The organism is Rhodococcus sp. ACS1 (genome assembly GCF_002300155.1).
GTDB lineage: Bacteria > Actinomycetota > Actinomycetes > Mycobacteriales > Mycobacteriaceae > Rhodococcus_F > Rhodococcus_F koreensis.
Map to the genome: position 1 here is coordinate 203,576 of NZ_NSDZ01000005.1, position 19,835 is coordinate 223,410.

The 19,835-nt window shown below is 68.3% G+C and carries 19 protein-coding genes, 2 tRNA genes and 4 pseudogenes; 13 read left to right on the forward strand and 12 right to left on the reverse strand.

Translation table 11 applies throughout. From position 1 onward, the window contains the following. Nucleotides 1-124: 124 nt before the first annotated feature. Both CJ179_RS21680 and CJ179_RS21685 read left to right on the forward strand, forming a co-directional pair. The gene (locus CJ179_RS21680; protein ID WP_072938407.1) at nucleotides 125-757 is read left to right on the forward strand and encodes a maleylpyruvate isomerase family mycothiol-dependent enzyme; all 633 of its coding nucleotides are present in this window, start codon (nucleotides 125-127) and stop codon (nucleotides 755-757) included. A 154-nt stretch (nucleotides 758-911) separates the two neighbouring features. Then, nucleotides 912-1,913 (forward strand): alpha/beta hydrolase family protein, encoded by a 1,002-nt coding sequence (locus tag CJ179_RS21685; RefSeq protein ID WP_095862866.1) that lies wholly within the window; start codon nucleotides 912-914, stop codon nucleotides 1,911-1,913. A 9-nt stretch (nucleotides 1,914-1,922) separates the two neighbouring features. On the opposite strand, the gene CJ179_RS21690 is transcribed toward CJ179_RS21685, so the two are convergent. Beyond that, nucleotides 1,923-3,620 (reverse strand): bifunctional UDP-sugar hydrolase/5'-nucleotidase, encoded by a 1,698-nt coding sequence (locus CJ179_RS21690; protein ID WP_095862867.1) that lies wholly within the window; start codon nucleotides 3,618-3,620, stop codon nucleotides 1,923-1,925. 89 nt (nucleotides 3,621-3,709) lie between these two features. Further along, nucleotides 3,710-4,786: a histidinol-phosphate transaminase gene (gene hisC / locus CJ179_RS21695; protein ID WP_179377627.1), complete on the reverse strand. Its 1,077-nt coding sequence runs from the start codon at nucleotides 4,784-4,786 to the stop codon at nucleotides 3,710-3,712. Nucleotides 4,787-4,847: 61 nt separating this feature from the next. On the opposite strand from hisC, the gene CJ179_RS21700 reads away from it, so the two are divergent. From CJ179_RS21700 to CJ179_RS21710, 3 genes are all read left to right on the forward strand, one after another. Further along, entirely contained in the window at nucleotides 4,848-5,573 is a 726-nt protein-coding gene (locus CJ179_RS21700) for a dienelactone hydrolase family protein (protein ID WP_095862869.1), read from the forward strand. A 99-nt stretch (nucleotides 5,574-5,672) separates the two neighbouring features. Then, nucleotides 5,673-5,764 (forward strand) — tRNA-Ser (locus CJ179_RS21705). 45 nt (nucleotides 5,765-5,809) lie between these two features. Further along, nucleotides 5,810-5,882 (forward strand) — tRNA-Arg (locus CJ179_RS21710). Nucleotides 5,883-5,936: 54 nt separating this feature from the next. Here the strand turns inward: CJ179_RS21710 and CJ179_RS21715 are convergent. After that, nucleotides 5,937-6,362, reverse strand: coding sequence for an ArsI/CadI family heavy metal resistance metalloenzyme (locus tag CJ179_RS21715; protein ID WP_072938390.1), 426 nt, complete (start codon nucleotides 6,360-6,362; stop codon nucleotides 5,937-5,939). A 93-nt stretch (nucleotides 6,363-6,455) separates the two neighbouring features. On the opposite strand from CJ179_RS21715, the gene CJ179_RS21720 reads away from it, so the two are divergent. Beyond that, nucleotides 6,456-6,815, forward strand: coding sequence for an Rv2640c family ArsR-like transcriptional regulator (locus tag CJ179_RS21720; RefSeq protein WP_072938387.1), 360 nt, complete (start codon nucleotides 6,456-6,458; stop codon nucleotides 6,813-6,815). 3 nt (nucleotides 6,816-6,818) lie between these two features. Here CJ179_RS21720 and CJ179_RS21725 read toward each other — a convergent pair whose 3' ends face one another. Both CJ179_RS21725 and CJ179_RS21730 read right to left on the reverse strand, forming a co-directional pair. Next, nucleotides 6,819-7,292: a hypothetical protein gene (locus tag CJ179_RS21725; RefSeq protein ID WP_179377628.1), complete on the reverse strand. Its 474-nt coding sequence runs from the start codon at nucleotides 7,290-7,292 to the stop codon at nucleotides 6,819-6,821. Between the two features lie 86 nt (nucleotides 7,293-7,378). Beyond that, nucleotides 7,379-7,744 (reverse strand): nuclear transport factor 2 family protein, encoded by a 366-nt coding sequence (locus tag CJ179_RS21730; RefSeq protein WP_095862871.1) that lies wholly within the window; start codon nucleotides 7,742-7,744, stop codon nucleotides 7,379-7,381. Between the two features lie 101 nt (nucleotides 7,745-7,845). On the opposite strand from CJ179_RS21730, the gene CJ179_RS21735 reads away from it, so the two are divergent. Beyond that, on the forward strand, nucleotides 7,846-8,757 hold the full coding sequence (locus CJ179_RS21735; protein WP_095862872.1) for a LysR family transcriptional regulator: 912 nt from the start codon (nucleotides 7,846-7,848) through the stop codon (nucleotides 8,755-8,757). 4 nt (nucleotides 8,758-8,761) lie between these two features. Here CJ179_RS21735 and CJ179_RS21740 read toward each other — a convergent pair whose 3' ends face one another. From CJ179_RS21740 to CJ179_RS21750, 3 genes and pseudogenes are all read right to left on the reverse strand, one after another. After that, nucleotides 8,762-9,529, reverse strand: a complete 768-nt coding sequence (locus CJ179_RS21740) for an SDR family oxidoreductase (protein WP_095862873.1) — start codon at nucleotides 9,527-9,529, stop codon at nucleotides 8,762-8,764. Further along, on the reverse strand, nucleotides 9,526-10,266 hold the full coding sequence (locus CJ179_RS21745; RefSeq protein ID WP_095862874.1) for a fumarylacetoacetate hydrolase family protein: 741 nt from the start codon (nucleotides 10,264-10,266) through the stop codon (nucleotides 9,526-9,528). Before CJ179_RS21745 ends, CJ179_RS21740 begins: the two co-directional genes overlap by 4 nt. Then, nucleotides 10,263-10,970 (reverse strand): annotated as a pseudogene (locus CJ179_RS21750) (MFS transporter); the annotation flags it as partial. The pseudogene CJ179_RS21750 and the gene CJ179_RS21745, both read right to left, overlap by 4 nt. A gap of 73 nt (nucleotides 10,971-11,043) precedes the next feature. Here CJ179_RS21750 and CJ179_RS21755 point away from each other — a divergent pair. Continuing rightward, nucleotides 11,044-12,181: pseudogene (locus CJ179_RS21755) on the forward strand (RNA-guided endonuclease InsQ/TnpB family protein). 78 nt (nucleotides 12,182-12,259) lie between these two features. On the opposite strand, the pseudogene CJ179_RS52765 reads toward CJ179_RS21755, so the two are convergent. After that, a pseudogene (locus tag CJ179_RS52765) lies at nucleotides 12,260-12,416 on the reverse strand (MFS transporter); the annotation flags it as partial. A 17-nt stretch (nucleotides 12,417-12,433) separates the two neighbouring features. On the opposite strand from CJ179_RS52765, the pseudogene CJ179_RS21760 reads away from it, so the two are divergent. Further along, a pseudogene (locus tag CJ179_RS21760) lies at nucleotides 12,434-13,247 on the forward strand (NAD(P)-dependent oxidoreductase). 50 nt (nucleotides 13,248-13,297) lie between these two features. Here CJ179_RS21760 and CJ179_RS21765 read toward each other — a convergent pair. Then, a complete protein-coding gene (locus tag CJ179_RS21765) occupies nucleotides 13,298-13,633 on the reverse strand; it encodes an SHOCT domain-containing protein (RefSeq protein WP_095862875.1) in 336 nt (111 codons plus the stop codon). A 28-nt stretch (nucleotides 13,634-13,661) separates the two neighbouring features. Beyond that, a complete protein-coding gene (locus tag CJ179_RS21770; RefSeq protein WP_072938371.1) occupies nucleotides 13,662-14,090 on the reverse strand; it encodes a DUF6325 family protein in 429 nt (142 codons plus the stop codon). Nucleotides 14,091-14,273: 183 nt separating this feature from the next. On the opposite strand from CJ179_RS21770, the gene CJ179_RS21775 reads away from it, so the two are divergent. From CJ179_RS21775 to CJ179_RS21790, 4 genes are all read left to right on the forward strand, one after another. Beyond that, nucleotides 14,274-15,518, forward strand: a complete 1,245-nt coding sequence (locus CJ179_RS21775; protein ID WP_095862876.1) for a cation:proton antiporter — start codon at nucleotides 14,274-14,276, stop codon at nucleotides 15,516-15,518. Then, nucleotides 15,515-17,083, forward strand: a complete 1,569-nt coding sequence (locus tag CJ179_RS21780; protein WP_072938366.1) for an MFS transporter — start codon at nucleotides 15,515-15,517, stop codon at nucleotides 17,081-17,083. Before CJ179_RS21775 ends, CJ179_RS21780 begins: the two co-directional genes overlap by 4 nt. Before the next feature lie 103 nt (nucleotides 17,084-17,186). Then, nucleotides 17,187-18,503, forward strand: a complete 1,317-nt coding sequence (locus CJ179_RS21785) for a serine hydrolase (protein WP_095862877.1) — start codon at nucleotides 17,187-17,189, stop codon at nucleotides 18,501-18,503. 77 nt (nucleotides 18,504-18,580) lie between these two features. After that, nucleotides 18,581-19,393 carry an NAD(P)H-binding protein gene (locus CJ179_RS21790; protein WP_095862878.1) on the forward strand — a complete coding sequence of 271 codons (813 nt, stop codon included), beginning with the start codon at nucleotides 18,581-18,583 and terminating at the stop codon, nucleotides 19,391-19,393. Here the strand turns inward: CJ179_RS21790 and CJ179_RS21795 are convergent. Next, nucleotides 19,377-19,808: a nitroreductase family deazaflavin-dependent oxidoreductase gene (locus CJ179_RS21795; protein WP_095862879.1), complete on the reverse strand. Its 432-nt coding sequence runs from the start codon at nucleotides 19,806-19,808 to the stop codon at nucleotides 19,377-19,379. The genes CJ179_RS21790 and CJ179_RS21795 overlap by 17 nt on opposite strands. Between the last annotated feature and the right edge of the window lie 27 nt (nucleotides 19,809-19,835).

Genomic DNA, 19,835 nt, shown 5'->3' on the forward strand with positions numbered 1-19,835 from the left:
CTCAGCTGCGACTTCCAACTGATCGAGCACGATCAATACGTTAGTCGTGACTAACACGTTGTGCAATGGGTCTCGCCGCCGACGTCCTGAGGTGGGAGAATTCTTGGCGACGAGGGAGTGAAAAATGACAACGTCAAGCCCCTGGCCCACGATTCACGAAGAACGCCGCGCCCTGGTGGACGACCTCGAACCGCTGACCGACACTCAGTGGTCGACGCCGTCGCTCTGCGAGCGGTGGACAGTGCGGGACGTGTTCGCGCACATGACGGCGACGGAGAAGATGACGCCGCCGAAGTTCGTCGGAAAGCTCGTCGGGTCGGGATTTCGGATCAACACCATGTTCGAGAAGGACATCGCGCACGAAGAGGAAGGAACACCGGCGGAGGCGCTCGACGAGTTCCGGGCGCACATGGCCGACTCCACCCACCCACCAGGCCCGATCGACGCCATGCTGGGCGAGATGATCGTCCACGGCGAGGACATCCGCCGGCCGCTCGGCATCGCGCACGAGTACCCGATGGACGCCGTCGTCCGCGTCGCCGACTTCTACAAGAATTCGAACCTGCTGATCGGGTCGAAGTCGCGGGTCGCCGGGCTGACGCTGCGGGCCACCGACACCGACTGGACCACCGGATCGGGACCTGAGGTCTCCGGCCCGATGCTGGCGCTGGTGCTGGCGATGACGGGTCGGCGCGCCGCGCTCGACGAACTCAGCGGAGACGGTCTGGACCAGTTGAAGTCGGCCTTGCCCAAGTAGCGGCGCGCAATCCGCAGCCGTGTGAACCGTGGTGACTACAACGTGATCACGGTGGAGCACGCAGCTGTCGCAAACCCTCTAAGCTCTTGTTGACCGGACGCATTTTGTACTGTGCAATCGGGGTCCACACAGTCCGGGGAAGAGGGTTTACTTTATGCGTCGCGAAGCAATGGCTGCTGTCGGTCTGGCAGTGTCACTGACCCTTCTGGGGCCGGCGTTCACTGCTGTGGCCGATCCGGCGCCCGCTCCGGTCGCGCCTCAGGGCAACGGCGTCGCGAGCGTCGACAAGATCGTCCCGCTCACCGATACCCGCAGCGCCGTCTTCATCAATTCCCCCGCCATGGGCCGCATCGTGCAGGTCCAGGTCCTGCACCCGGCCGGTGGCGGCTCGCGGCCGTCGCTGTATCTGCTCGACGGCGTCAGCGCCGGCGCCGAGTCGGACTTCCGGGAAAGCACGTGGACGCAGAAGACGGACGTCGTCCAGTTCTTCGCCGACAAGAAGGTCAACGTGGTGCTCCCGGTGGGTGGCACCGCCAGCTATTACACCGACTGGCTGCAGCCCGACCCCACACTGGGAATCAACAAGTGGGAGACGTTCCTGGCCAACGAACTCCCGCCCATCATCGACAAGAACTTCAGCGGCAACGGCGTCAACGCCGTCGCGGGTGTGTCGATGGGCGCGATGGGCGCCGCCAACCTCGTCACCAGGCACCCGCAGCTCTACCGCGGACTGGCGGCCTACAGCGGATGCCTCGACAACTCGAACCCCAGCTCGCGTGACTCGGTCCGCGGCACGGTGGCGTTCAAGGGCGGGAACCCGGCCAACATGTGGGGTCCCGACACCGATCCCGCCTGGACCGCTCACGATCCGTCGGTGAACGCCGAAGCGCTGCGCGGCAAGCAGATCTACATCTCCACCGGCAACGGTCTTCCCGGACCGTACGAGATCACCGGAGACATCGCGTCGACCATCGCGGTGGGCGGTCCCCTCGAGGCGGCGGCGAATCTCTGCACGCAGACGTTCCAGCAGCGCCTGACCCAGCTCGCGATCCCGGCGACGTTCACCTACCGCAACTTCGGCACGCATTCGTGGCCGTACTGGCAGGACGAACTGCGCACGTCGTGGCCGGTACTGAAGAGCGCGCTCGGCGTCTGACCGGCGTTCCTAACCGACCACGGTGATCCGGTCGGTGTTCGGCGGCGTGACCGGTGAATTCGTTCCCAGATACGTCGTGAAGGCGTCGAGGTCGCAGCCCGCGTGCACCGCGTCCGTGCGGGTGCGGAAGGCGTCGAAGCCGTCGCCGCCGTCGGCGAGGAACTTGTTGACCGCCACCCGGTAGGAGACGGCGGGGTCGACTGCCTCGCCGTTCACCCGGAGGTCCGAGATGCGTTCGCCGACGATCGCCGAGCGATTCAGGGTGTACGTCAGCGAACGAGACGGCGCCAGGATTCGTTCCGTGACCGTGCCGTCGCCGCGGGGCTGGAACTGCTGCTCCAGGGCGGCCTTCAGCACCGCGCCGGTGACGGTCAGGACCTCGAGGGTGTTGCCGAACGGTTGAGCGGCGTACGTCTGCCCGTAGGTGACGGCGCCGTCGGCGCCCCGCAGCAGGTCTTCGCGGAGCCCGCCGGGGTTGGTGAGCGCCACCTGGGCGCCGTGCCCGGACCCGGCGGACAGCTGGGCGTCGGCGACGGCGTTCCCGAGGGTCGATTCACCGCTGCGGGTCTCGTCGCGGGTGAGGTCGCCGGACAGCGACGCCACCCGCGCCGCACCGACCCCGGAGGCCTGGGCGGCAGCGCTGTCGGCGAGCGCCTGGATGTCGGGGTCGGGCGGGATGTCGTGGGTGACCACCTGATTGAACGCGGACGCGCGGTCGCGCAGGACGTCGCGGGTGGTGCGGTCGATCGACACGTCGACCACGGAGATGATGCGGCCGTGGGACGCGCCCTGCATCATCACGCGCGGGTTCCCCATCGGGTCGGGAAACGAGCAGTTGTACTGCTGGTGGCTGTCGGCCGTGAAGATGACGTCGACCTTCGAGGAGGCCCGCATTGCGAGATCGCGCGCCGGTCCCGACGTCACCTCGCACGAATTGGGGCCGTTGTCGGCGACGGGTTCGGCTCCCCTGTGCATCAGCAGCACGATGGCCCGCACGCCGAAGAAGTCGAGGAGATCTGCGGTCCGGTCGACGGCCGTGAGCTCGTCCGTGAAGCGCAGTCCGCCCACGCCCTCCGGTGTCACCATCGTGGCGGTGTCGGCGGGCATGGTCGCGATGACCCCGACCGGGATGCCTTCCACGTAGTCGACGGTGAACGGCAGCGTCGCGGGCGCTCCGTCGTCGAACTCCATGTTCGCGGCGAGGAGGGGGAAGTCCGCGCCCGCGAACGTGTTTCCGAACCGGCAGCCGTCGACGGGATGGCAGCCGCCGGTCTGCATCCGCCGGAACTCCGCGTATCCCTCGTCGAGCTCGTGATTGCCGATCGCGGACGCGTCGACGCCCATTCTGTCGAGCAGCTGCACGGTCGGTTCGTCGTGAAACATCGCGGATTCGAGCGCCGACGACCCCCAGTTGTCGCCCACCGAATACAGCAGCGACCGGGTGGCCTGCCCGCGCAGCTGGGCGACGTAGGCGGCCAGGTAGGCGGCGCCGCCGGCCGGGACCAGCGAACCGTCGGCGTGCTTGACCTGGCTGCGGACGCCGGGCGGCGGTTCGAGGCTGCCGTGGAGGTCGTTGAAGGCGAGGAGCCGGACGGAGACCGCCGAATCCTGGGCCTGCGCCGTCGGCCCCGACGTCACCGAGATCGCAAGCGTCGACGCCAGTCCGGCCGCCAGCACGGCGGTGCGGATCGCGGCGCGACGACGCATGTGCGGTCTCCCTTCGGCAAAACCTCACTGAGTCTGCCAACAAGGAGTGACGGGCGTTGTACCCGTGGGTAACGGTTACGTCTCGAGCGTTACGCCCGGACCGCGACGTTCGCGATCGAGCGCGCCTCGGTGCTCGTCGTGAACGCGAGGAACGCATCGTTCTCGGCGGGATCGCCGATCGTGATCCGCACCCCGTCGTCGCCGTACGGGCGCAGCAGAACACCGGCCTCGGCGCTGGCCGCACCGAACGCTCCGGAACGGGTGCCCAGCGGGAGGTAGACGAAGTTGGCGGCGGATTCGGGTACCTCGTACCCGGCGGCGAGGAGGGCGTCGCGAACCCGGTTCCGCTCGGCGACGACGCCGTCCGTGCGTGCCAGCAGTTCTCCGGACGCGGCCAGCGACGCGATGGCGGCGGCCTGCGCGACGGCATTGACCGCGAACGCGATGTGCACCTTGCTCAGCGCGGTGACGACCGCCGGATCGGCGACCGCGTACCCCACGCGGATGCCGGCCAGGCCGTACGCCTTGGAGAACGTGCGCAGCACCACCACGTTGGGGCGTCCGCGGAACAGGGCGACGCCGTCGGCGTCGGACCGGTTGTACTCGAAGTAGGCCTCGTCGAGGGCCACGAGGATGTCGGAGGGAACGGCGTCGAGGAACCGCTCGAGTTCGGCCTTCGTCAGCGCGTTGCCGGTGGGGTTGTTCGGGTTGCAGACGAAGATCAGCCGGGTGCGGTCGGTGATCGCGGCCAGCATCGCGTCGAGGTCGTGCCCGTGGTCGGCGGTGAGCGGAACCTTGACGGGCGTCGCCCCGCCGACCTGGGTGACCACGGGATAGGCCTCGAAGGAGCGCCACGCGAAGATGACCTCGTCGCCGTCGTTGCACGTGGCCTGCACCAATTCCTGGCACAGGCTCACCGAACCGCACCCCGCGGCGATGTTCTCCGTGGCCACCCCGAGGTAGTCGGCGAGGGCGGCGATCAGGGCGACGTGACCGTTGTCCGGGTACCGGTTCGCGTTGGCGGCGGCGTCCGCGATGGCGTCCCGCACGCTCGGCAGCGGGCCCAACGTGGTCTCGTTGCTCGCCAGCTTGATCGCGCCCGGAAAGCTCTTGCCGGGGATGTAGGCCGGGATCGTCTCGAGGTCTGCCCTGGTTCGCGGAGTCACCAGGCGATTATGCGCCTCCCGATCCACTGCGCCGACGCCCCCTTCGTGCCAAGGTAGGGACATGTCGGGATTCTTCAGGGACAGTGCGGCCCTGCGGACGTCCGGAGACGCGCCCGTAGACCCGCAGAGGCGTGTTCCGCTCACCGCGGTGGAACCGGACGGTCCGGCGCGGGGCGGGATCGTGATCCTGCACGAGTCGCGCACGTTCAGCGACGCTCTCCTCGATCTCATGCGTTCGCTCGCGATGGAGGGGTGGGTGACGGTAGCGCCGCATCTCTTCCACCGGGAACCGGCGACCAGCGACGTCGAGGTGTTCGGCGACGCCCTGTTCGCCGACTTCGACGCCACCTTCGACTGGCTGATCGCGCGGGGGATCTACGCCGACTGCGTGGGGGTGCTCGGTTTCGACGACGCCGGGACCGCCGCCCTGCTCGTCGCCACGACGCGTCCCGTCGGCGCCGCCGTGAGTGTCGCCGCCCGTGGGATCGTCGAACCGCTGTCGGAGGACGCGCCCGCGCTGGTGCACGCGGCGCCCGGGCTGAAGGCGCCGTGGCTCGGTCTCTACGGGGAGGACGATCCGTCCACGCCACCGGATCAGGTCGAGATGCTGCGCGACGCCACCGCCAAGTCCGACGTCGCGGGACTCGTCGTGAGTTACGCCGGGCTTGCGCACCGGGCCGACGAACCGCCACAGGTGCCCGACGGCAAGGACGACGACCCGGGAGCCCAGGCCATCGTCGACGCGCAGCGTCGGATCTTCGACTGGTTCGACGTCAACCTGCGTTAGAGCGGCCATTCCTGCGCGCTGACCAGCCGTTTTGCCTTTGTGGTGGAAAGGTGTGTAATCTTTCGCACCGGCGGTCCGAAGGGATCGGAACCACCCCAGGGAGGCGTGCCAGAGCGGCCGAATGGGACTCACTGCTAATGAGTTGTCCCTTTTACGAGGGACCGGAGGTTCAAATCCTCTCGCCTCCGCCACACCGGGCCTAGTCGGCCGGTGAGAGTTAGACAACTGAAGAACATGCGCCCGTAGCTCAACGGATAGAGCACTTGACTACGGATCAAGAGGTTAGGGGTTCGAATCCCTTCGGGCGCACAAAGAAGCCCCGTCGACTGCAGTGATGCAGGTGGCGGGGTTTCTCTTTGTCGGCTAGCAGCAGGTGGCCCCCTCGGCATCGGGGTCGAGGTGCCGAGGGCTCGACCCGAACGTGTCGGAGTCGGCGAGCACGGTGTAGACCTCCCACTTCTCGCCGGCGGGGCCGGTGACCCACACCTTGTCCTGGGTGGCGAAGCAACAGGTGGTGCCGAGCTCCTCGTCGGTGAAGAGGCCTTCCCCGGTCAGCCGTGCGATTTCCTCGTGCACTTCGGCGCTCGATTCGACCTCGACGCCGAGGTGGTTGATGGTGCCGCCCTCGCCTGGGTTCTCCAGCAGCACCAGCTTGAGGGGTGGCTGCGCGATGGCGAAGTTCGCGTATCCCGGCTTCAGTTTCGCCGGTGGTGTATCGAACAGTTTCGAGTAGAACGTGACTGCTTCCTCCAGATTGTCGACATTGAGGGCGAGTTGGGCGCGGGACATGACAACCTCCACCTGTGTGACATATGTCGAATTTCTTGCACTCTCAGGATCCCACCTTTTTGACATATGTCAAGAACCTGGGAGGATGGATTCATGCCCAAGACGTTGCCGGTCGTAGATGTCTCCGCGCCGATCTGCTGCGCGCCCGTCTCGGCCGCCCCGATGACCGACGAGGCCGCCCTGCACCTCGCGCTGCGCCTCAAGGCACTGGCCGATCCGGTCCGCATCAAGCTGATGTCGATCCTGCTGACCGCGAGCGAGGGTGAGGTGTGCACGTGCGATCTCGCGACCGGCGTGGGGCTGTCCGAATCGACCGTCAGCCACCACCTCGGCCAGCTGAAGAAGGCGGGAATGGTCCAGCCCGTCCGTCGCGGCATGAACGTCTTCTACAGCGCTCGACCGGATGCTCTCGACGCACTGCGGGTCGTCCTCGACCCCAACTGCTGCACCTGACGGTCACGACGTTCGCGTGCTCGATTCGATGCCGATGGTGGTGGTCGTCGAACCGAGGCCGATCCTCGGCCAGCCGGCGGTGACCGAGATGAATCCCGACGCCGGGATCGCGTCGAGCCAGTAGTGCGGCTCGGTCCGGTACTCGGGCGGCCCGCTCCCGCACGGTTTCGACGCCGCCGCCGGATGGTAGGGGTCGGCTTCACCCTCGACGTCGTCGACGCGCGCCCGCACCGACAGGTAGGACCACCGCGTCGAGGGATCGCCGGGGTCGGACAGTGAGCGGGTCTCGTACTGCGCCAGCTCCGCGGGCCTGCCCGTGGCGGTCAGGGCCATCCGGAGGTGGAGTCCGTCCGCGAACGCCACGACCTCGAACAGCTCGAGCGTGAGGTCGTCTTCGGCCGTGAGGAGCAGGGGGCCGTGCACCCGGTGTCCTCCGGTGGTGGGTGGTGCTACTGCCGGCCAACGCGGTCTGCGCATGACCTCTATGATCCCACCGATCCGAATGCAGATGCAATGGTGGACAACGAAGTTCATGCCGTGTAGAGGCCGGCGCAGACCCGGTCTCAGCTGGTGGGCGGGACGAACTCCGGCTGGTCGAGGAGCCTGAGCCAGGTTCCGTCCGGCTGCCTGCGGACGACCTGAGCCCGCGCGCCGGATCCGTCCTTCGGTGGGGTGGACGTGAGCGCGATGTCATCACTGATCAGGGTGGGGAGCGGCGTCTCCGGTTCGAAGTGCGGCCCGTTCGCGAGCACCGACTCCCACAGCTTCCGGATGGCGGCCCGGCCGACCGTCCGGCTGCCGGGCGGGTACGCCATGACGGCGTTCTCCTCGTACAGGGCGGCGACTCCGGCCGCGTCTCCGGCGTTGCTGCGCTCGACGAACAGCCGGGTGAGGTCTTCGGGGTTCTGGGCCTTCTCGTAGTCGGTCACCGGGAATCCTTTCGTGGGTGAACTGCTGTCCCTTTCCAGGGTGGTGCCCCCGCAACCGGAAGTCCAACAGATAGTTCTGCTGAATACTAGAATCATTGGTTATGGAACTGAGGCAGCTCGAGTACTTCGTCGCGGTCGCCGAGGAAGCGAACTTCACCCGCGCCGCGGAACGCGTCCACATCAGCCAGTCGGGGATCAGCGCGCAGATCCGGCAGCTCGAGCATGATCTCGGCGCCACGCTGATCGACCGGTCCAGCAGGACGGCGACGCTCACGGCGGCGGGGGAGGCGGCGCTGCTGCACGCCCGCGCGGCACTCGCCTCGGCCGACGCGATGCGGCAGGCCGTCGACGACGTGAACCAGCTGATCCGGGGCAGGCTCGTCGTCGGGATGGTCACCGCGTGCACGATCAAGCCGCTGTTCGACGCGTTGTCCGCGTTCCACGTCGCGCATCCCGGGATCGAGATCACGCTGACGGAGGACAGCTCCGACCGCCTCGTCGAACGCGTCCGCGCCGGTGCGATCGATCTCGCTCTCGTTGCCACCTCGACCGCCCCGCCGGAGGGGTTGGACGCCTTCCCGATCATCAGCGAAGGGCTGGTCGCCGCCGTGTCGCCGGATCACCCGCTGGCGGGGCAGTCGCGAGTCACGCTGGCCGAACTCGGCGACCATGCGATCGTATGTATGCCGACCGGAACGGGCATCCGGACGGTGTTCGACGAGGCGTGTGCGGCCGCCGGCCTCCGCCCCGACATCGCCCTGCAGGCGAGCGCACCCGACGCCGTCGCCGATCTCGCGATCCGCGGGCTGGGGGTCGCGATCCTCAGTGAGTCGATGGCCACGGACTACCGGGGCCGGCTGACGGCGGTCGCCCTCGACGGCGTCGACATCCCGGCCGTGCTCGCGCTGGTCTGGAAGAGCCTCGGAGGTCCCGCGCTCCGCGAACTCGTCCGGCACACCCGCCGCTCCTTCGGGGACGTGCAGACCGCACCCGCCGCCGCCGTCGGCCGGTGACTCCTCACACCACCGACGTCATCCCGCCGTCGACGAAGATCACCTGACCGTTGACGTACCGGGAGGCGTCCGACGCCAGCCACACCGCCGGACCCACGAGGTCGTCCGGGGTGCCCCACCGGCCTGCCGGCGCCCGGCCGCGGAGCCAGGTGTCGAACTCGGTGTCGTCGACGAGGGCCTGCGTCATCTCGGTGTGGATGTAGCCGGGCGCGAGGCCGTTGATCTGCAGCCCGGAGCGTGCCCACTCCGCCGTCATCGCGCGGGTCAGATTCCGCAGCCCGCCCTTCGCGGCGGTGTACGGCGCGATGGTGGGCCGGGCCAGGTCGCTCTGCACCGAGCAGACGTTGACGATCTTCCCGCTCCCACGGCCGATCTGGAACCGGGCGACCGCACGCCCGACGAGGAAGGCGCTGGTGAGGTCGGTCGTGAGCACCCTGTTCCAGTCCTCGAGCGTGACATCGAGGAGGGGCTGGCGGTGTTGCAGCGCAGCGTTGTTCACCAGGATCTCGATCGGCCCGACCTCCGATTCGATCCGGTCGACGGCGTCGGTTACCCGCTCGGGATCCGTGACGTCGAACGCGTACGCGTGGACACGGGTGTCGCCGAATTCCTCGCCGAGGCGCTCACGTGCCTGCGCGAGGCGCTCGGCCGACACCCCGTTGAGGACGATCGTGGCGCCCGCCCCGGCCAGGCCCCGCGCGAGGGCGTAGCCGATTCCCCGGCTCGAACCGGTGACCAGGGCGGTGCGCCCGGACAGATCTAAGAGGTTCACATCGCACGCACCGGATTGCTCAGTGTGCCGATTCCGTCGAGCGTGATCTCGGCGCGGTCGCCCGGTTCGACCGGGCCCGACGTGAACGGGCAACCCGTGAGCACGACGTCTCCCGGTCCCAGCGTCAGATACCGGGTGAGATGGACCAGTTGCTCGGACACGTTCCACGCCAGCTGCTCCGTGGACGCCTCCGCCACGGTGACCCCGTTGACGCGCACGGTGATCGGCACGTCGCCGGGGTCGAGGTCCGTTTCGATCCACGGACCCAGCGGGGTGAAGCCGTCGCCGTGTTTCGCCTGGGTGAGCTTGTCGTCCAGTGCGATCTGCTCCACGGCGGTGACGTCGTTGCCGATCGCGTAGCCGAGGATCGCGGACGGGACGTCCTCGGGGCGCAGGTTGCGGCACGTGCGCCGGATGACGACGGCCAGTTCGCCCTCCACGACCACCTTCCCCAGCCGTTCGTCGACGACGATCGGATGTTCGGGGCCGATCACCGTGCGCGCCGATTTCATGAACGCCTGCAACGGGAGGTCGCGATCTCCGGGTGCGCCGTTGTGCGCCATCCCGAGCAGGACCCGCGGTTCGGAAGGCGCGAGCAGGCGCGCCCCGTCGACGTCGTGTGCGGGTCCGGTGAACGTCAAGATGTCCGCGAACGGGTCGGCCACCTCGTGCCAGCGACCGTCCCGCAGGCACACCGGGCGCGGTCCCGAATCGGTCGCGATGCGGGCCAGCCTCATGCGTCGACCCGATCCTTGGACGGGGCAACGGCATCCGGTCCGTGCACCGGATCGGCCATCGCATCCCACGCGAGCCCGAGGTCGCGGCCACGGGTTTCGGGTGTCACGAACGTCGTGGCGAACGTGATGACGCTGAGGACCAGCACGTAGATCGCGAGCGGCACCCACGAGTTGTTCATCAGCGACAGCAGCAGCGCACCGACGAAGGGTGCGATGCCGCCGGCGAGGATCGCGCTCGTCTCCCGGGCGACCGCGACGCCGATGTAGCGGTGACGGTTTCCGAACAGCTCGGGCAGGGCGGCGCACTGCGCGCCGAGCATCACGTTGACGCCGATCCCATAGCTGACGGCGAGGGTCGCGACCACGAGGTAGGGGTTGCCGAGCGAGAGCAGCCACCACGACGGGACGGCGAGGACGAGTTGCAGCGCCGCACCGAATCGGTACACCCGCATCCGGCCGAAGCGGTCCGACAGCGCGCCCGAGAACGGGATGACGAGCATGCCGATGGCGGCGCCGCAGGCGATGGCGAGCGGTCCGATCGACTTGCTGACCCCCACCACCGTCGTCACGTAGCTGATGCCGAGGGTCTGGAAGATGTACGAGCCGCCGTTCTCGGCCATCCGCAGGCCGATGCCGCGGAGCACGCTGGGCATCGAACTGCCGATCAGTTCCCGGAACGGGCTCTCGCTGATCCGTGAGTCTTTCGGCGCAAACCCGGTCCTTCAGGGCCGGGATAGCCGATCTGGTTTGTCGGACCGTGTGGCTAGTGTCTGGGTCATGGCGGGGAGGGTGGTGAAGCGGGCGTTCAAGTACCGTTTCTATCCGACTGCGGTGCAGGCGGAACAGCTTGCCCGGACGTTCGGGTGCACCCGGTATGTCTACAACCGGGCGTTGGCCGAGCGGACGCGGGCATGGTCGCAGGAGCAGCGTCGGGTGACCTACAGCGACACGTCGAAGATGCTCACCGGATGGAAGCGGGACACCGAGACGGAGTGGTTGGCGGAGCCGTCGAAGGGGCCGCTGCAGGAATCGCTGCGGCAGTTGCAGGGCGCGTTCGAGAGGTTCTGGCGCAAGCAGACCCGATACCCGCAATTCAAGAAGAAGGGCCAGTCGAAGGAGTCGGCGACCTACTACTCGAACTGCTTCACCTACCGCGGCGGGCAGGTCCGGTTGGCCAAGCAGTCCGAACCTCTGGATATTCGGTGGTCGAGGCCGCTGCCCGAGGGGGCGACGCCGTCGCAGGTGACGGTGTCGCGTAACGCTCGCGGGCAGTACCACATCTCGATCCTCGTCGAGGACACGATCACCGAGCTCCCGTCGACGGATCGGGTGGTCGGGCTCGATGCCGGGATCACCAGCCTGTACACGCTGTCGACGGGGGAGAAGATCGCCAACCCGCGCCACGAGCGCAGGGATCGTGCGCGGCTGGCGAAGGCATGTGCTGGCCAGGAAGGAGAAGGGGTCCCGGAACCGGGCGAAGGCCCGACTGAAGGTCGCGAAGGTTCATGGTCGGATCGCTGATCGGCGGCGCGATTATCTGCATAAACTTTCCACTCGGCTGGTGCGCGAAAATCAAGTGATCGCCGTCGAGGATCTGAGTGTGCGGAACATGGTCAAGAATCGGTCGTTGTCTCGGGCGATCTCGGATGCGAGTTGGTCCGAGTTCCGGTCGATGCTCGAATACAAGGCCGACTGGTACGGGCGGCGGGTGGTGGCGATCGACCGGTTTCATCCGTCGTCGAAGACCTGCTCGGTGTGCGGGGAGGTCGCGTCGACGATGCCGCTGAACGTGCGGGAGTGGGCGTGCCGGTGCGGCGTCGTCCATGATCGGGATGTGAATGCGGCGAGGAATATTTTGGCCGTCGGACTGGCGGTGGCAGCCTGCGGAGACGGTGTGAGACCACCTCGCACATAACGTGTGGGGTGGCGACTGTCGGTGAAACAGGAACCTCGGGACGCGAGTCCCGAGGGGAATCTCGATCGTTCACGGCCGAGAGGACGTCAACTGGTCCTGCTTCTCCATAAACGTGGGGCTCTCCTGCATGCCTGCATGCGGAGCGGATGAACACGGTGACGGCGATGAGGAAGATGGAGGCCAGGAACAGCACCCGCCACACCCAGGCGAGGAGCAGTTCACGATCGATCTGCCCCCGTCAGCGAGGAACTCATCGGTCTCGTCACCCGGGCGGAACCGCGCATCGACTTCGTCCGCGAGCAGGATCTGCTGCCGCCGTCCCGATTCCCGGGCGATCACTCCGGCGATCCGTCGTTCACCCGGACCGCGGAGCAGCAGAAAGCCTTCGACGACCTGGTCGATTCGGCGCAGGCCCTGTACGGCGTGCCCGACGAAACCCCCGCGGCACTGACGAGAACGGCGCGCGTCAACCCCGGCCTCCGCTGGGTGCACACGATGCCGGCCGGCGGCGGGGCCCAGGTGAAGGCGGCCGGGCATCGTCATCGTCGGACTGGGCAGCATCGGCCGGGCGACGGCACCGAAGCTGAAGGCCCTCGGCGCGACGGTCGTGGGAACGAGCAGGCGCGACACCGCGGTCGAGGGGGTCGACGAGATCGTGCACCCCGACCGGCTGGCCGACGTGGTCGGCGACGCGGACGGCATCGTCGTGACGCTCCCCGGAACCAGCGCCACCGAAGGCCTGGTCAGCGCAAAGGTATTCGGTGCCGTCAAGCCCGGAGTGACGATGGTGAGCGTGGGCCGGGGCAGCGTCGTCGACGAGGTCGCCATGACCGCGGCCATCGAGGACGGGCGGGTCGGCTTCGCCGCGCTGGACGTGTTCGCGTCCGAGCCGCTGGCATCCGACAGCCCGCTGTGGACTCATCCGAACGTGCTGGTCAGCCCGCACACCGCGGCGTTGAATCCCGCGGAGGACCGCCTCATCGCGGAACTGTTCGCGCGCAACGCCACCCGGTTCCTCGACGGCGAGGAACTGATCAACCGCGTGGACACCGTCGAGTTCTACTGACGATCCGGAGCCACGACGGCGCGTCCGGCGGGCGGATCGTCGTGGCCCCGTCAGGACCCGAGTAGTTTCGCCTTCGCCGCCGCGAACTCCTCGTCCGTGAGCACGCCGGCCTCCTTCAGGCGGGCGAGTTCCTGGAGGCGGGACACCAGGTCGTCGCCGCCCGCGGGTGCCGGCGGCGGAGGTGCCTGCTGTTGTGCTGCTTGCTGTTCCGCATACTGCTGCTGCGCCGCCTCGTCGATCCGAGCCTGCTGCTCCGCGTCCTTGTTGGCGGCGCGCCGGTTCATCGCGTTCGACGTCGCCCGTGCGGTGCCGGTGATGACCGCTGTCCGGGCCACCGTGCCGAGCAGCCCGGGACGTCCCATGCGGCGTGGACCCCTGAAAACCATGTCGTTGCTCCGTTTCCGTTCGTGACCGTCAGACCGCGGCGGCGATGGCCGCCTCGACCACCTCGCGCGGGATGTGCAGGTGGAGAGCCACCTCGCCGCCGGCGTGGCGGGACGCGGCCGCGAGCTTGCGCGCCCACGTCTGCTCGTACACGATCGCCACCGCCGACGTGCCCGGCTCCAGTGATTCGCGCACCACCTCGAGGTCCTCGTCGCTGATCAGCGCCTTGGCTTCGAGGGACAGGGCGGCGAGTCCGATGCTGTCGAGGTCCTCGTCCACCTCCACCTGGCGCAGCGTGCCGTCGGTTCCCTTGGAGACGAACACGAGATCGAGGATGGTGACCACGCCCTGGGCGACCACCTCGCGGAACGTGTCGATCACCGCGGGATCGGCCCGCTCGCCCGGAAAGGTGAGAAACAGGAACGCGACCGGACCGACATCTTCAGCTGAAATCGACATCTTCTCTCCCTGCGCTGGGGTGCCCTGGTGTCGATGATCGCCACCGGCCGGTGGATGCGCATCATCCGCGACGGGTGATTCCGCGCGCCGCCGTTCATCCCTGACGGATGATGCCCCGGGGTCCGGGTTCTGTGAGGCTCGAGCCCAGTGTTGTTGCCGGGTGGTTCGAGAGACGGGTGATGCATGCCTTCCGTGGGAGCCTCGCTTTTCTGGATCGTGGCCTGCGCCGTGATCGCCCCGCTGCTCGCCGGGCTGTTCCCCCGCAAGCTGGTGCCCGAGGTCGTGCTGCTGCTCGTCGCCGGGATCGTCGTCGGCCCGCACGTCTTCGACCTCGCGGTCGCGGGCAGCGAGATCGACCTGCTGCGCGAACTGGGGCTGGGACTGCTGTTCCTGCTGGCCGGCTACGAGATCGACACGGCCGAGATCACCGGTCGTGGCGGCAGGCGGGCACTGTTGACGTGGCTGATCTCGCTGGCGCTGGCGTTCACGGTGGTGTCGCTGCTGAGCCTGTCCCACGTGGTCGACGCGGGAACGGCGGTGGCCATCGCCATGACGTCGACCGCGCTCGGCACGCTCCTGCCGATCCTCCGGGACGCGGGCGGACTCGACACCCGGCTGGGTCGGACGATCCTCGATCACGGCGCGTTCGGCGAACTCGGACCCGTCGTCGCGATGGCGGTCCTGCTCGGGTCCCGGGGGTCGGTGGCGTCCATCGTGGTCCTCGGACTTTTCACGGCCGCGGCGGTGCTGGTCGCATTCATTCCCGCCCGCGTGCGGCGCGAGGGCTCCCGGATCACGGCGATCATCCGGTCGGGGTCGGAGACGACGTCGCAGACCACGGTCCGGCTGACGATGCTGCTCCTCGTCGCTCTCACCGTGCTCGCGGCGGAGTTCGGCCTCGACACCATCCTCGGAGCATTCGCGGCGGGATTCATCCTGCGGCGTGCCACCCCCGAAGGCGACGAGACACTCGAAACCAAACTCGACGGCCTCGCGTTCGGTTTCCTCATCCCGATCTTCTTCGTGACGTCGGGCATGGCCATCGACGTCGCCGCGGTGGCGTCCGAACCCGGCGTCCTGATCGCGTTCGTCCTGCTGATTCTGCTGGTGCGGTCGGGACCGGTCTACGTCGCCGGAAGATTCGACCGCGGCGCCGACGGTACGGACCCGCCCTTCACCGTCCGCGAACGCACCCAGCTGGCGCTGTACGCGGGAACCGGTCTGCCGCTGATCGTCGCCGTCACCGGAGTGGCCGTCGACTCGGGCGACATGACGTCCGCCAATGCCTCCGTGCTCGTCGCGGCGGGTGCGATCACCGTCCTCCTCTTCCCGCTCGCGGCATCGTTGCTCGCGTCGACGCCGGAACCGGTGGCCGACTCGACCGGCCCGGGCGCACGAGGAGACCAGAACCCCGGGAGCAGACCGTGACTCGAACCGAATCGACGCAGGCCCCGGCCCGGGCGACGCTGACCCTCGCGACCCTCATCCTCGTCGCCGCCGTCGCCAACCTGAACCTGTCCGTCGCGAACGTCGCGCTCCCCGACATCGGCCGCGCGTTCGACGCGAGTCAGACGCAGCTGAACCTCATCGCCGTGGCCTACTCCCTCGGGCTGGCCGCGTCGGTCCTCTACCTCGGGGCGCTCGGCGACCGCTACGGGCGCAAGCAGATGCTGGTGCTCGGCATGGCGCTGTCGCTGCCGGCGTCGGCGATCGCGGGTTTCGCCGGAAACTTCGAAATACTGTTTCTCGCACGAGTTCTCGGCGGCGTCTCCGCCGGGCTCGCGTTCCCCACCACCCTCGCGATCATCACCGCGCTGTGGTCGGGACCGCCGCGCACCAAGGCGATCGCACTGTGGTCGGCTCTCGGTGGCGCGATCTCCTCGCTCGGACCGATCGTGTCGGGGGCGCTCCTCGAGCAGTTCCATTGGGGCTCGGTGTTCCTCGTGACCCTTCCGCTCGCCGGTCTCGCCCTCGTCAGCGCCATCCTGTGGGTGCCCGCCCACGTCAACGAAACGACCGATCCCGTCGACAATCTCGGCGGCATCATCTCCGTCGTCTTCATCGCCGCCCTCATCCTCGCGATCAATTTCGCGCCCGTGGACGGCTCCGGGGCACTCGCCGTCGGTCTCGGCCTGATCGCTCTCGCCGCGGGTGCCGCGTTCTTCCTGCAGCAACGGCGGGCGGCGCACCCACTGTTCGATCTGCACGTCGCCGCCCGCCCGACGTTCTGGGTGGCCGCTGTCGGCGGGGTGATCGTGTTCGGCGCCTTGATGGGAGCGATGTTCATCGGGCAGCAGTTCCTCCAGAACGTGCTCGAGTACTCCACGCTCGCCGCCGGATCCGCGATCATCCCGGCCGCCGTCGCGATGGTCGTCGTCGCACCCCGCTCCGCGAAACTCATCGAATCGCACGGCTCCCGGTTCACCCTGCTCCTGGGTTACCTGTTCGTCGTCCTCGGACTGGTCGTCGCGCTGGTGTGGTGGGACGAGAACGCGACGTTCTGGTGGGTGGCGCTGGCCTACGCGTTCGTCGGCATCGGGGTCGGGTTCGCGGGAACCCCGGCGTCGCGGTCGCTGACCGGTTCGGTGCCGGTGTCGCGGGCGGGTATGGCGTCGGGCACGTCCGACCTGCAACGCGACCTCGGTGGCGCGATCATGCAGTCGATCCTCGGCGCGGTGCTCACCGCCGGTTACGCGAAGTCGCTGTCCGCCACGATCGCCTCGTCGCCGGACGCCGGCCAGATCAACGCGGAAACCCAAGCGGCGCTCACGAAGTCGTACTCCAGCGCCGAGGTGCTCGCGGAACGCTATCCGCAGTACGCCGAGCAGATCATCGCGGCCGCCCGTAGCGCCTTCCTGGACGGCGACGACCGCGCGTACCTCGCCGCGATCCTGGTGGTGTGCGCCGGGGCGCTGGTGGTGTTCTTCTTCTTCCCCCGCCGCGACGAGGAGAAGCGGCTGCTGGCCGAATACGCGACCGAGAGTGCGCAGTAGGGCGAACGTACCGTCGGTCGCCTCGGAAGCGCCGAAAGGTACATTCGCCCGGCGGTCGCGGGGTAAATTCCCGAGAGGGGCACCTCGACGACGGGACCGCACGATGACAGCTCAGGTCGTGACCAAGACGAATCGGCGACGGGGCCTCGCGGCGGTCGCGGCAGCATTGCTGCTGGTGGTGACGGCGGCGTGCTCCGATGACTCCTCCTCCACGGGCACCTCCGCGACCTCGACGACGACGCAGGCGGGATCGCCGGGTGCCGAGGCGGGCGCCGCCCAGATCGACCCCGGTGTCGCGGACCGACTCGACGAGGCGATCGACAAGACGATGTCGATGGCGGCGATTCCCGGCGCGATCGTCGGCGTGTGGGGCCCGGACGGTGACTACGTGAAGGCGTTCGGCGTCGCCGACAAGTCGACGGGCGCGCCGATGGAGACCGACTTCTATCACCGGATCGGCAGTGTAACAAAGACATTCACGGTCACGGGTCTGCTGCAGCTGGTCGACGAAGACAAGGTGGCCCTCGACGACCCGATCTCGAAATACGTGGAGGGCGTGCCTGCGGGCGACCAGATCACGCTGCGCCAGCTCGCCCGGATGCAAAGTGGGCTGCCCAACTACACGGCAAACAAGGACTTCCAGCAGGCGTTGCTCTCCGACCCGATGCGGGCATTCACGCCGCAAGAACTGCTGGGTTACGCGTTCACGCAGCCCGCGTCCTTCCCACCCGGTCAGGGTTTCGAGTATTCGAACACGAACACGGTCCTGCTGGGGCTCGTCGTCGAGAAGGTCAGCGGAATACCGCTCCCGGAGTACGTCTCGCAGAAGATTCTCCAGCCGTTGAAGATGGCGGACACCAGTTTCCCGACCACCAACGCGTTCCCCGAACCGCACGCGCAGGGCTACACCGAGCAGACCCTGGACGAGAAGGAAGCCGTCGCCACCGACTGGAATCCGTCCTGGGGATGGGCGGCAGGCGCCATGATCTCCACCCTCGACGACCTGCGCATCTGGGCGCCCGCGCTGGCCACCGGAACACTGCTGCAGCCTGCCACGCAGGCACAGCGGCTCGAGACGGTGACCGCGCCGGGGCTGGCGTCCGATGTCGGCTACGGCCTGGGCATCTTCGACATCGCGGGCTGGATCGGACACAACGGCAGCCTCCCCGGCTACCAGACCGTGTGCATCTACCTTCCCGAGAAGGAGACCACGGTCGCGATCATGCTCAACACCGACGTCCCCTACGAGGACAGCGAACCGAGCACGGCGCTGGCGGGAGCCGTGACCGAGATCATCTCGCCCGAACACGTCTACCGGCTCAGGCCCGGGGTGCAGAATCCGGACGCGTCGTCCCCGGCCACGCCGACGCCGTCGGAGACCCCGGCGTCGTCCACGACGCCCGCCCCGCCGACCAGCTGACCCCCGACGTGAGTGGCAAAGCGTGCCCGGGCACACTTTGCCACTCACGTGCCCGGGCGCGGTAGTAGCGTGCAGAAATGACGATTCTCGTGACGGGGGCAACCGGGAACATCGGCCGAATGCTCGTCGACCACCTGCTCGCGCGGGGTGCGACGGACGTCCGTGCCCTCACGAATCATCCTGACAAGGCGCAACTTCCGGACTCGGTCACCGTCGTCGAGGGATACCTGCGCAGACTCGACAGCCTGCCCGTGGCGTTCGACGGCGTCGATTCCCTCTACCTCGCACCGACTCCCGACACCGCCCCGGACGCGCTGCGCCTGGCGAAGCAGGCCGGAGTCCGGCACGTCGTCGACCTCTCCGGCCCCCACGACGGCCACTGGGGCGACGTCGCACGCGCCGTCGAGGCGTCCGGCATCGAATGGACCCACCTGTGGCCCGGCGAGTTCATGGAGAACGCGGGAATCCTGGCACCGCAGATCGCCGCCGGCGACACCGTCCGTGAGCCGTACCCGGCCGCGGCGAACGCGCCGATAGCCATGGACGACATCGCGGAGGTCGCGGCCGTCGCCCTCCTCGACGACGGGCACGTCGGCAAGTCGTACGCACTGACCGGTCCCGCGACGATCACCCGCGCGGACCTCGTCCGGGAACTGGGCGCGGCCCTCGGCCGGAACCTCGAGTACAGGCAGGTGCCGCTGGACGAGGCGGTGGACGTCCTGACACCGGCGATGGGGGAGTACGCCCGCTGGTACCTGGACGGGATGGCGAGCCTGGTCGACGCCCCGCAGCAGGCGAACCGCCTCGTCGAGCAACTCACCGGGCGCCCGGCGACCACGTTCGCGCAGTGGGCGTCGGCGCACGCCGCCGAGTTCAGCGGTTCGGGGTGAGCGCGATGACCGGAATCGGGCGGTCCGTCTTCTTCTGATAGTCGCGGTACCGGCCGTGGTTGATCTCGTTCATCGTCGCCCACATCCGGTCGTAATCCGGTTCGCCCGGAAGCACTTTCCGCGCCGCCACGGTGATGTGGTCGCGGCCCACCTGGATCTCGCAGGTCGGGGCGGCCAGCACGTTGTGCATCCAGGCCGGCGACGTCGGCGCACCGCCCTTCGACGCGACGACCAGATAACTCGCGCCGTCGCGGCCGTAGGTCAACGCCGAGGTGCGCGGCTGCCCGGACTTCCGGCCGACGCTGCGCAGCAGTAGGGTCGGCATCCCGAACAACAACCGATGCCCCACCCAGCCGCCGCTGTGTTCGTAGACGAACTGGTGCAGCTGAAGGGTTTTCACGAACAGGTCGGCCACGGCGTCCTCGTCTCGGCATCGGAAGAG